Annotated in this window: 10 protein-coding genes; all 10 read right to left on the reverse strand. The window is 31.4% G+C overall.

The window, feature by feature from the left end:
* Positions 1 to 179: 179 nt before the first annotated feature.
* On the reverse strand, positions 180 to 1,100 hold the full coding sequence (gene dnaI / locus CM54_RS05220; protein WP_037549400.1) for a primosomal protein DnaI: 921 nt from the start codon (positions 1,098 to 1,100) through the stop codon (positions 180 to 182).
* Positions 1,100 to 2,485, reverse strand: a complete 1,386-nt coding sequence (locus CM54_RS05225) for a replication initiation and membrane attachment family protein (protein ID WP_037549404.1) — start codon at positions 2,483 to 2,485, stop codon at positions 1,100 to 1,102. The genes dnaI and CM54_RS05225 overlap by 1 nt, the downstream gene beginning before the upstream one ends.
* The gene (gene nrdR, locus CM54_RS05230; RefSeq protein WP_002436018.1) at positions 2,486 to 2,956 is read right to left on the reverse strand and encodes a transcriptional regulator NrdR; all 471 of its coding nucleotides are present in this window, start codon (positions 2,954 to 2,956) and stop codon (positions 2,486 to 2,488) included. It lies immediately after the preceding gene.
* Positions 2,957 to 3,311: 355 nt separating this feature from the next.
* Positions 3,312 to 4,337 carry a type I glyceraldehyde-3-phosphate dehydrogenase gene (gap, locus tag CM54_RS05235; RefSeq protein ID WP_002436117.1) on the reverse strand — a complete coding sequence of 342 codons (1,026 nt, stop codon included), beginning with the start codon at positions 4,335 to 4,337 and terminating at the stop codon, positions 3,312 to 3,314.
* Between the two features lie 196 nt (positions 4,338 to 4,533).
* Positions 4,534 to 5,133 (reverse strand): dephospho-CoA kinase, encoded by a 600-nt coding sequence (gene coaE, locus CM54_RS05240; RefSeq protein WP_023350124.1) that lies wholly within the window; start codon positions 5,131 to 5,133, stop codon positions 4,534 to 4,536.
* 15 nt (positions 5,134 to 5,148) lie between these two features.
* Entirely contained in the window at positions 5,149 to 6,021 is an 873-nt protein-coding gene (gene mutM / locus CM54_RS05245; protein WP_002436128.1) for a bifunctional DNA-formamidopyrimidine glycosylase/DNA-(apurinic or apyrimidinic site) lyase, read from the reverse strand.
* A gap of 15 nt (positions 6,022 to 6,036) precedes the next feature.
* Positions 6,037 to 8,667 carry a DNA polymerase I gene (gene polA / locus CM54_RS05250; RefSeq protein ID WP_023350123.1) on the reverse strand — a complete coding sequence of 877 codons (2,631 nt, stop codon included), beginning with the start codon at positions 8,665 to 8,667 and terminating at the stop codon, positions 6,037 to 6,039.
* 291 nt (positions 8,668 to 8,958) lie between these two features.
* Positions 8,959 to 10,656, reverse strand: a complete 1,698-nt coding sequence (gene pnpS / locus CM54_RS05255) for a two-component system histidine kinase PnpS (RefSeq protein ID WP_037549407.1) — start codon at positions 10,654 to 10,656, stop codon at positions 8,959 to 8,961.
* On the reverse strand, positions 10,656 to 11,366 hold the full coding sequence (locus CM54_RS05260) for a response regulator transcription factor (RefSeq protein ID WP_002434702.1): 711 nt from the start codon (positions 11,364 to 11,366) through the stop codon (positions 10,656 to 10,658). Before CM54_RS05260 ends, pnpS begins: the two co-directional genes overlap by 1 nt.
* 283 nt (positions 11,367 to 11,649) lie before the next feature.
* Complete coding sequence (gene icd, locus CM54_RS05265; protein WP_037549410.1) at positions 11,650 to 12,918, reverse strand: NADP-dependent isocitrate dehydrogenase; 1,269 nt, start codon at positions 12,916 to 12,918, stop codon at positions 11,650 to 11,652.
* Positions 12,919 to 12,965 lie beyond the last annotated feature (47 nt).

The following is a 12,965-nucleotide window of genomic DNA, read 5'->3' on the forward strand; positions in this document are numbered from 1 at the left end:
GATAACGGTCTCGAGCCGGATATTCATTACAAATATCATTATGAAGTAGTAATAATTTAATATATTAGCCATATTCTCATCAACTAATGACTTTCTGTGTAATAGTGATTAAATTATCTTATCTTCAATAGTTTCAACGATTAAGATTTAAGTCCATTATACACCTCATAAGATAAAATTCAATTGTTTCTATAATTTTTACCTTCTAAATAATATGGCGTAGATAGTGTTTTAACACGTTCGATAATTCTAGCTGCTTTAGTTTTCTCAGCTCCATCTCTCGTCATAGATAAATGATGCTCTAATTCACTATAGTCGAAGTTCGAACTGAAAAACGTAGGTAACTCATGAACCATTCTATAATGTAATAATGGTCCGATAATTTCATCTCTTACCCATGGTGTAACCTCTTCAGCACCTATATCATCAAGCATAAGTATATTAGCTTCACGCACACGTTCTAGTTTCTTTTCAAAACTACCGTCTTTGAAGCCACCTTTTAAAGTACGAATAAATTCAGGTAAGTAAACAATAGTGGATGAAATCTTCTTCGATTTGAGTTGATTAGCAACTGCACCTAATATAAATGACTTACCTGTTCCAAAAGGGCCATACAAATATAATCCTTTTACTTTTTCATTATTAGCTATATTTGTGCATATTTCATCTGCAGCCATCGCTACGTCCAAACGATCACGTTCAGTCATGTAAATATCTTTTAATTTTGCATCTAATGTATCACGTTGCATATGATGTGAGGTGATGAGTTGAGAGTTAAAGCGTTCTTCATCATGTTTAATTTTACATGGACATTTCAAATATCTAATCTTAATTCTTTTATTTTCTATATACAACTCAGGTACGTGCCCTTTAACAAAATTAGGACATTCTTCAAAACGATGACCATCATAATGCTTCTGTTGATCTTTATACTCTTGTAAAACATTTAAATCTTCATCAATCATTGCATTCGTAAGTTGAGATTGATGTTGCTCTAAAAACTCTTTAACATCTGGGTCTTTTATAACATTTTGCTTGATTTTCTCAATACGTTTATTTAAGTCGTCTGACGCACCCATTATGTTCTTGAAACTTTTCATTACTCATTGCCCTCCTCCCATTTTTTATTCAAACGTTCTAAGAATGCTTTTCGATCTTTTTCTAATTTTTCATCTTTTGTGGTTGAATCTTTTGTAGCTGATGAATTTGATTGAGCCTCTCTATTTTCAAGCCATTTTGGAGTTTTCTCTTTTGAAATAAGTTGCTTGTTTTGTTTGGAATAGTTTCTATTCCCTTTGAAATTTTGGTCATAACTTTTAGGTTGATTAACTTGAAGTGCATAGTTGTAAGCTTGCTTAGCTGTTTTAATATCTTTTTTCTTCCAATTTGATGCAATTTCGAATATGTAAGATTTGGGTAACTTCATATCTTCTTTTAGCATAACAAATTGCAACAGTATATTAATCACACCGAAACTCATTTTTTCTCTATCAATTAATTCTTCAATCATACTTTTTTGTGATTGCGTAGGTTCAGAACCTGACCAACTCGCTAACATATCTATAGGACTAGTTTCGTCTAATAGTTGTAACCATTCATCAGTATTATCTAGGGGTGTATCTTTTTCTTGAGTTGATTTATCAAAAGACTCACCTTTCAATTGTAATTTTGGCAAATGATTTTCGTGTTCAATCAAATAATATGATCGTGCTTGCTTGCGCATTTCTTCAAATGATAATTGTTGCGCACTAGTAATTGAATTTAATATAACTTTTTTCATTCCATCGGCAGTCAAACCATATAATGTAGCCAATTGAATAATTAATTCTTTAGCATCTTTAGTTACGATTTCATTACTGATAAAGTGTTGATTTAACATATGTCTCAACATTTCGAAATCAAATGTCTCATTGGATAAATCAATACCACTATAGTGATTAGCTTGTTTAAGATTAGATAAATCTTGATTTAAAACTTTTTTTGGTACATTAAAAACTTCAGTAAACTTCCTAGTCGTTTGTTGATAATGACTTAAATCCTTTTTGTCTTTTTCAAAATGATTCTTTAAAGACTGATAACGATTTTTATCAACTTCACTATATAAAAAAACAGATAACATAGGATCATTAAAAAATTGATAAGCTGTAGGAGGTTGTATTAATTGATATACAAATCGTGTTTGCTGCTCTTCATGCTTAACAAAGGTTTTAATTAACCCGATAGCTTCTAAATAATCCATCTGCTTTCTAAAGTCTAAAAGATTGATTTTTAACTCATTCATAAATATGTAATGAGTGAGCGGATAATGATGATGGTCGTCTACAAATTGATTGATAAAGTGATAAAGCCCTATAGATTGCGGACCGATTAACGGCGTAAAGAGACGGTTCAATATTTCTAAATGTTCTGTCGTTAATTGAAATTCTTTGATGACTTCGAAGCTATCTTGAGGTCTTAACCCATACTCATACGACTGTAATCCCATTTAATAATCACTCCGTTTATTATCACTCAAGATTCCTTGCATTGAAGCAAGTAATTGGTCAACGTCCTTAAACTCTTTGTAGACAGATGCAAATCTAACATATGAGACTTGATCAACATGCATTAATAATTTCATAACATGCTCTCCTATATCTCTTGAGGATATTTCAGTTTGACCTTCGTCACGTAATTGCCATTCGACTTTATTGGTAATATCTTCCAATTGTTGGTATCTTACTGGTCTCTTTTCACAAGATCTTACTAACCCATTTAATATTTTTTCTCTTAAAAATTGTTCTCGAGTACCATCTTTTTTAACAACGATAAGCGGACTTACTTCAATGTGTTCAAAAGTAGTAAACCGAGTTCCACAATTTTCACATTCTCTTCTTCGTCTTATTGCATTTGCATCATCTGCGTGTCTAGAATCAACTACTCTAGAATGTGTTGAATTACATTTTGGGCATTTCATTTATGTCACCCTCTTAAGTTTGATTAACGTACATTATACTACATAATTGTATTGTAAAAAAGAAAGGTTATTTACGCTAGAATTTAGATTTTAATGCTATAAATATAGATTTTTAAATGATATTTTACTATAAAATTGAATCTTTGGATAAATGTTTAAAACAGAAATTTAAATTAAGTTAATTACGCTTTCTAATGTTTTTATTATAAAGATATAAGTCTTACTACAAATTTCCAAAAAGAAAGCTGTCAACAAAGGATAAAGATCAACCAATATGAGTTAGATGAATACTAACTTTATGATTGTTCATACTTTGTCGACAGCTTATAATTACATGTCTTATACTGTTTTTTAATTATACTGCTTTAACAGTGGCCTCTTTCTCAATCAGTTCTCCAATTTGTTCAGCTACTTCTACAACACGATTAGAGTAACCCCATTCATTATCATACCAAGCAATTACTTTTACTTTATTCTCACCCATTACCATAGTAGATTGAGAATCTAAAACTGCAGAATTAGGATTCGTATTAAAGTCTACTGATACTAAAGGTGCATCTTCAACATCTAAAATGCCATCTAAGTCCGATTGTCTAAATGCTTCATTTACTTCTTCAGCAGTGACATTTTTTTCTAAATCAACGACTAAATCAACAAGTGAGACATTCTTAGTTGGAACACGTAAAGCCATTCCATGAAGTTTCCCTTCAACTTCTGGTAACACTTCTTTAAGCGCTTTAGCGGCACCAGTTGAAGTTGGAATAATACTTTCATTGCAAGAACGTGCTCTACGTAAATCCTTATGAGGATTATCAATATTTTTTTGATCGTTAGTAATGGCATGAACAGTTGTCATTAAACCATTTACAATGCCAAACTTATCATTCAAGACCTTTGCAACTGGACCGATACAATTGGTAGTACATGAAGCATTACTAAAGATGTCATATTGATTAATATCAAGTTTGTCATCATTAACACCTTTAACAATCATTTGTACCTCTCCACCTTTTGAAGGGCCTGTGAGTAATACTTTCTTTGCACCTGCATTAATATGAGCAATGGCTTTATCTCCATGATTAAATTTACCAGTAGCTTCAATAACAATGTCGATATCTAATTCATTCCATGGTAAGTTTTCTGGATTTCTATCAGAAACAAGTTTAATTTCATGATTATCTACTTTAATACCATTTTCTGTTGCTTCAACTTTTTTATCATATGTACCATGAGTTGTATCATAATTAATTAAATGTGCAATAGTTTCAGAAGGATAACTTGCATTAATCGCTACAACATTTAAGTTTTCGTTTTTTAAAGCTATACGTAGCACCATTCTTCCAATTCTACCCATTCCATTAATCGCGATATTCGTTGACATTAAAAAGCACCCCTTGAACATTTATTTATATGTTATACTTTATGAAATTAGTATAACATATTATCTGTCTTTTGAAAGCGTTTCCCTATACTCATGTTCGAACTTTTATCTATCATTTTAAATAAGTTATACTTATTATTTAACATACAAAAATAAAAAACGTACACAAAACAATGCTTTGTGTACGTTAACTTTATTAATCGATATAACCTTCTTCTTCAAGAAGTTGTTGTAAATTTTGTTTTAATTCAAGTTTATCACCTAGATTGTCTATGACATGATCCGCCATTCTACTTTTCTTATCAATAGATATTTGACTATACACACGTGCCTTAGCATCTTCTTGTGATAAATCATTTCTTTCCATTAAACGTTCAATTTGAATACTTTCAGAAGTGTAAACTACCCAAACTTCATCCACAGTATCTTGTAAATCATTTTCAAATAACAAAGGAATATCCATAATGACATTGTATCCCTCATTTAGGTAGTGATTCTTCTCTTCTTCCATTATTTCTCTAACAATAGGATGAACTATCTTATTAAGTTCTATTCGTTGTTCTGGATTATTAAAGACAAGTTCTCCAACATATTTACGATTCATCTCACCATTGTCGTCAATAGCTTCTTGACCAAATTTCTCTCTTATTTGATCTAATCCTTTTGAACCCTTCTTAACAGCTTTTCGAGATGCAACATCCGCATCAACAACCTTAAATCCATATGCAGTTAATAATTCTGAGACTGTTGATTTACCAGTTGCGATTCCACCTGTTAGTCCAATAATCTTTGGCATATTTTCACGCTTCCTTTATTTCTGACAATTTGGGCAAAAATGACTATTTCTAGTGGCAATCACTTTTGTTTCTATTTCATGCCCACATGTTTTACAATATTTCTGTTTATAAACATTTAAATGCAATTGCATTTCTCCGGTTTTACCGTCAGCATGGCGATAATCAGAAATACTTGTTCCACCGTATTTAATACCCTCTTCAAGAACTTCTCGAACATAATAAAATAACATCTCTTTTTGTTGATGACTCAATGAGTTAGCAATTTTATCAGGTCGAATACCAGTTCTATAAAGTGCTTCACAAGCATAAATATTACCAGCACCGGCAATCACTTTATGATCTAAAATCATTTGTTTAATAGGTTTATTGGCGTATTTATTAATATCAAAACAACTTAGATAATGTATCATTGCTTCTTTATCAAATGGTTCTGGAGCTATTTCTAGAAAAGGAGGATAACTTTCATAATTGGCAATATTTCTAATTTCTCCAAAACGTCTAATATCTGAGTAAACTAATTTTTTACCATTGTTAAGTTCGAAAATCACTTGCCAATGTTTACGGTAATTTGGCGTTCCAATTTCTTCTAAATCATCAACTACAAAAAATCCTCCTGCCATACCTAAATGACTTATCAAAATTCTATGATCATTGTCTTTTTCAATATGAAAAACGATGTACTTACTACGCCTAAGAACTTCAGATATAACATAACCTTCAGTTAATTTTTTAAAACTATCTAACTCTATACCTTTTATAATTGTTTCTCTTTGATTATTTTTACCTTCGATTACCTTCTCTGAAAAAATAACTTTATCAATTTTTTCATTTATTACAAAAGGTTCTATACCTCTTTTAACATGTTCAACTTCTGGTAATTCTGGCATATTTTAATCCTTTCCTTATTTAGCGTCATACCATGTTGGTCCATAACTTGAATCTACTTTTAGAGGTACATCTAAATCTAAAGCTTGTTCCATAATTTCTTCAACAAACTTACTAAAATCTTCGACTTCAGATTTAGGCAACTCGAAAATCAATTCATCATGAACTTGCAATAATAATGTCGCGTGATAATTAGTATCTTTAACTTTTTCATAAAACTTAACCATAGCTAATTTAATAATATCTGCTGCGCTACCTTGTATCGGGGTATTCATTGCTGTTCTTTCTGCAAAACTTCTTAAGTTGAAATTACGACTTGTAATATCTGGAATATAACGACGTCGATGTAGAAGTGTTTCAACATATCCATCTGCTTTTGCATCTTTAACAATGTCAGACATGTATTGTTTTACACCAGGAAAACTAGCTAAGTAATCATCTATAAAAGCTTTCGCTTTTTTACGTGTAATTCCTAAACTTTGACTTAAGCCATAATCGCTAATTCCATACACAATACCAAAGTTTACTGCTTTGGCTTGTCTACGCATTAAACTATCTACTTCATTAGCTTCTACGTTAAATACTTTCATAGCTGTCGCAGTATGAATATCGTTACCATTAATAAATGCCTCTTTCAAACTTTCATCTTGAGTAATATGTGCAAGCACACGTAACTCTATTTGTGAATAGTCAGCCGATAAGATTACGCTATCCTTATCTGTAGGTTTAAAGGCTTTTCTAATTTTTCTTCCTTCTTCTAAACGAATAGGTATATTCTGTAAGTTTGGATCTACACTTGAAAGTCTACCTGTTTGTGCTAACGTTTGATTAAAACGTGTGTGAATTCTCTGATCTTTACTAATCACTTTTTGTAATCCTTCAACATAAGTTGATTGTAATTTTGACAATTGTCTATACTCCAATATATGTTCAATAATTGGATGCTCTCCCTGCAATTGTTCTAATACGTCTACTGCTGTTGAATAGCCTGTCTTAGTTTTCTTGATAACAGGTAGTTTTAGCGTTTCAAATAAAACTACTCCTAATTGTTTAGGAGAATTAATATTAAATTCTTCTCCTGCAGCTTCATGAATGTTTTTAATTAAAACATCTAATTTTTCTTGGATTTCGTTCTCCATTTGTTTTAAGTCTTCAACATCAGTATAAATACCAATTTCTTCCATTTCACTTAAAATTTTAGCAAGTGGTAATTCTAAATCTTTGAGTAACTCAACTTGATTATACTCTTCTAATTGAGCCTCCATTTCAGGTTTAGAGTTAGCAATTGCCTCTGTGATTGAAGCTACATGTTTATTTAATACTTCTTCTTCAGGAACTTGATGTTTTTTCCCCTTACCGTAAACTGACACATTATCTTTAACATAATTCTGTCCATAAAGTGAAACTACTGATTTTACATCATCTATTGAACGAGAAGGATCAATAATATAACTAGACAACATTACATCAAACTGCACATTTTGAATATCGATATTTAAACGATGCGCAGCCACATAAGTTTTTTTGGCATCGTATACAGTTTTAGTCGTATTTTTATCTTCTAACCATTGGACTAAATCTTGATATTGCTTAATATCTTCAGCATTAATGACCACATGTGAATCATCAGCATAAAAACCGAATTTTAGGATATTATCTTTAAGATAATTTGTGCCCTCTAATTCAAAATGAATAATTGCATGCTCTAAACTATCAAAGTTGATATGTTGAAAATCCGATTCAATTTCAAAGGTCTTTTCGTTAACTACATCGTTATTAGCTTCTTCATCAATATCTGCCAATAATTGTTTAAATTCAAGCTTTTTAAACAATTCTATTTTGTTAGTATTATCATCTTGATTTTCTAATTTTGTATCATTTAGATTAACATCAATGGGACTTTCAACATTAATTGTAGCTAAGTCTTTACTCATCAAGGCATCATCTTTACTATTCACGAGTTTTTCTTTTAATTTTTTAGCTGTGACATCATCAATATGTTCATAAACACCTTCTACAGAAGTAAATTGTTTAAGAAGTTTGATTGCAGTCTTTTCACCAACGCCAGCAACCCCTGGAATATTATCTGAAGTATCTCCCATGAGACCTTTCATATCAATGATTTGTTTCGGTTGTAGCCCATCATATTTTTCAGCTATAAAACTTGGCGTGTAGTGATCTACATCTGTCACACCTTTTTTAGTGTAATAAATTGTGACATTATCAGTAGCTAATTGTGTTAAATCTCGATCCCCTGTAATAATAATCGTTTCGAAACCAGCCTTATCAGCCTCTCTACTTAGCGTGCCAATAATGTCATCCGCTTCATAATTTTCTAATTCATAGTGTTTAATGTGATAAGCATCTAATAATTGACGAATATAAGGAAATTGTTCACTTAATTCTGGTGGTGTTTTTTGACGTCCACCTTTATATTCACTGTACTTAGAATGTCTGAAAGTAGTTTTACCAGCATCAAATGCAACTAAAAAGTGATTGGGTTGTTCTTCTTTAATAATTTTCTCAAGCAACATCGCAAAGCCATATATAGCATTTGTATGAATACCAGCTTTATTAGAAAGTAATGGTAAAGCATAAAACGCTCTAAAGCTTAAACTGTTACCATCTATTAACACTAATTTATCCAAAATACGTAACCTCCAGAACTGATTTACATACATTTTAGCATACATAGGAACGCTTAACGAATATAGAGTTTAGCGGTCCTTAGTGCATTTGCATCAGCAAATGTAATCCTTTACTAGCACAATTAACATTGAAATACTTAGTACCACTTACGCATTAGCCTTTAGCTAGTGTGTTCCTCTTTTTTACGCTTAACGAATTTAAGACTTCTAACATAAAGTTAAATGTATACAACAAAAAGCTTTTCAAAAGAAGAAACTGCAATGTCAAAAATGACATCGCAGTTCCTCAAATTATTCATCTATAAAAGTAACTTTGAAGGTCGAACCTTCTCCAAGTCTACTATTTATGTTGATTCGTCCGTTATGGGCTTCGACAATATGTTTAGTTATTGATAAACCTAAACCTGTACCGCCAGAATCTCTACTTCTCGCTTTATCTACTCTGTAGAAACGTTCAAAGATATGTTTTTGATCCTTGGCGCTAATACCAATTCCGAAATCTTGAATTTCTAAATTAACCTTTTTACCCTCTCTAAATACTCGTACAATAACCTTATTGTCCTCAAGAGAATAATTAATCGCATTTGAAAGTAAGTTAGTAATAACTTGAGCAATTTTATTTTCATGAGCTTCTATTATGACATCTTTTTCAATTTCAGGTTGAATTTCAATATTTTTATTTATAGCTTGAGTCTGCAAGTTATCAATCGTATTATAAGCTAATTCAGATAAATTCATATAGTTCGTTTCAATCTCGGTTTGTTGTTCGATATGCGATAAATCCAATAAATCCATAACTAATGATTCTATTCTATTAGATTCTTTCAAAATGATGTTCAAGAACATATCAAGAGATTGCTCATCATTTTTAGCACCTTCAATAAGCGTCTCCGCAAAACCTTTAATAGAAGTAATTGGTGTTTTCAATTCATGTGACACATTAGCCACAAACTCTCTTCTAAGATTTTCTAATTTTTGAAGGTTAGTAATATCATGAAGTACGACAACCATACCTTGTAATTTCTTCTTAGATTTGGACAAAATTGGGACACATGATACATCAAAGTATTTAGTATGTACATTATTTATGTCTACTTCAATTTGATCATAGATTACCTTCTCAGTTCTAAAGCTTTCTATTATTAGCTTCTCAATACTATCATCTATAAAACCAATATAATTCTTATTTTCAACCTGTTGATCCAGACTAAATACTTCATAGTAAGCATGGTTCGCAACAACTATTTCGCCATGTTTATCAATCATTAAAACAGAACTTGGAATATTCTCAAGTGTTGTTTTCAAACGATTTGATTGTATTTTTTGACTATTGTTCAATTTCTGCAATCTTCTGGCTAGCTCATTCGTTGTTACAAAAAGTGCTCGTGTTTCCTTAACATTACTTTCAGGAACACGAACATGATAATAACCATCTGCCAATAATGATGTTGCATACGTCACTTCATTAATAGGTCTTATATATGTTCGATTGATACTTCTACTAGCTAAGTAAACTGTGAATAACACTATGACGCCTATTATAGAAAGGTATTTCCACATTTCTCTTTGTAAATCTATGATTTCATCATTAATTCCACTTATGTATACGGTTTTGTTACCTATATTATCTTTAAAAGTATAGCGTGTACCGATATTAGTTTTTTTAGTAATTAAGTTAGAAGGATTTGCTGCATTATCAATTCTACTATCTATCTTTTTACTATCACCTGATGAAAAAATGATGTGTCCATCAGCTTCGTTTTTTATAACAACGATATTTTGTTGATTATCAGCAAGGTTGTCAATCTCTTCACCTTTTTTATGATTTAGTAAATTGACATAATTATGTGCTTCATTTCTTAATTCATTGATTTGATTGCTAGTTAAAGTTTGATAAATTGTGTTGTGAATAATTACACCTAAACCAATAAAACTAATTATTGTTATAGTACTAATTAATAATAATAAACGATGATGAAACTTTAGCATTAAGCTTTAGGTCTCTCCAATTTATAACCTAATCCTCGCACTGTTTTAATTAATTTAGGTTGTTTTGGATTCTCTTCCAATTTATCTCTTAAATGACTAATATGTACATCGACGATTCGAGAGTCGCCAGCAAATTCATAATTCCAAACTGAATTGAGCATATGCTCTCGTGTAATGACACGGCCTTGTCTTTCAATTAAGTATAATAATAATTCGAATTCTTTAGGAGTTAACTCTAATAATTCTTCATCTTTATATACTTCAAAGAATTCAGGACGTATACGAATAGAGTCGATGATGATGTCTTCCTCATCTGTGTCCTCTTTCTCAATTTCATTAACAAACTTAGAACGTCTTAAAATAGCCTTAACTCTTGCAACCACTTCTCTAGGTGAAAATGGCTTTGTCATGTAATCGTCAGCACCTAGTTCAAGTCCTAAAACACGATCAAACTCATCATCTTTTGCGGTTAACATTAAAATAGGTACTAAATTTTTGTCAGATCGAATTGATTTACACACCTCAATACCATCCTTCTTAGGTAACATGACGTCCAATACAATAAGTTCAGGTTGCTCTTCTTCAACCTTTTTTAATGCTTCCTCGCCGTCATACGCGACTTCAACTATGTATCCTGCTGTTTCTAAATTATACTTTAGTAAGGTCACGATTGATTGTTCATCATCAACCACTAATACTTTTTGTGACATGGTGTGCCTCCCTATTTTGTTATTACAATTTCATTATAACTGAAGTTCAAATAAAAATAACATAGCTACACATCAATTTTACATAAACTTAACAAAACAAATATATTTGCACATATATTAAGAAAATATTTGTTTAATATTGTCTTAACATTAATTAACCTATCATCTTTTGAAGTAAAAAGATAATGATAACTTACATTTTTACATAATCTTTAAAAAAAGGGTTGGCTTTCGCCAACCCAACAAAGATTAGTATCTTATTTAATTTTAACTCTAATTTAGTTTACTTTAAGTTTTTAATTAACTCGTCAGCGAACTCTGAAGTTGAAACTTCTTCAGCGCCATCCATTAAACGAGCAAAATCGTAAGTTACAATTTTAGAAGCGATAGTTGCTTCAATTGAATCAGTGATTTTATCAGCAGCCTCTTGCCAACCTAAGTGTTCTAACATAAGAACAGAACTTAAAATTTCTGATGATGGATTAACTTTATTTAATCCAGCGTATTTTGGAGCTGTACCATGTGTTGCTTCAAAGATAGCGTGACCTGTTTCGTAGTTAATATTAGCACCTGGAGCGATACCAATACCACCAACTTGTGCAGCTAAAGCATCTGAAATGTAGTCACCATTTAAGTTCATAGTTGCTACTACATCATGTTCAGCTGGACGAGTTAAGATTTGTTGTAAGAAGATATCAGCAATTGAATCTTTGATAATAATTTTGCCTTCTTTTTCAGCTTTATCTTGAGCATCATTTGCTGCATCTTTACCTTCTTTTTCAACAATTTCATCATATTGTTGCCAAGTAAATACTTTATCACCAAATTCATTATGAGCTAAGTCATAACCCCATTGTTTGAATGAACCTTCAGTGAATTTCATAATGTTACCTTTATGCACTAAAGTCACAGATTTACGATTGTTATCTAAAGCATATTGAATAGCTGCTCTAACAAGACGTTCTGTACCTTCTTTAGATACAGGTTTAATACCAATACCTGAAGTTTCTGGGAAGCGGATGTTAGTAGCTCCCATCTCATTTTGTAAGAAATCAATTACTTTTTTAACTTCTGAAGTTCCTTCTTTAAATTCAATACCTGCGTAGATATCTTCAGTGTTTTCACGGAAAATAACCATATCTACATCTTCAGGACGTTTAACTGGAGATGGTACACCTTGGAACCAACGAACAGGACGTAAGCAAGTAAATAAATCTAATTCTTGTCTTAAAGCAACATTTAGTGAACGGATCCCGCCACCAATTGGCGTAGTTAAAGGTCCTTTAACAGCGATTAAATATTCTTTAATCATGTCTAAAGTTTCTTGAGGTAACCATTCTCCTGTTTCATCATAAGCTTTTTGTCCAGCTAAAACTTCTTTCCATTCAATACGTTTTTCGCCGTTGTAAGCTTTTTCTACTGCTGCATCAATAACGCGACTTGCAGCTTTCCAAATATCTGGTCCAATTCCATCACCAATAATAAATGGAATAATTGGTTCGTTTGGTACATTTAAACCTTCATTAGTTTGAGTAATTTTTTCTGCTGACATAAATCTAACCTCCAAGTATATTTAAACTTTCACTAAATACTATATGT

This window comes from Staphylococcus sp. TE8 (assembly GCF_000692055.1).
Lineage (GTDB): Bacteria > Bacillota > Bacilli > Staphylococcales > Staphylococcaceae > Staphylococcus > Staphylococcus capitis.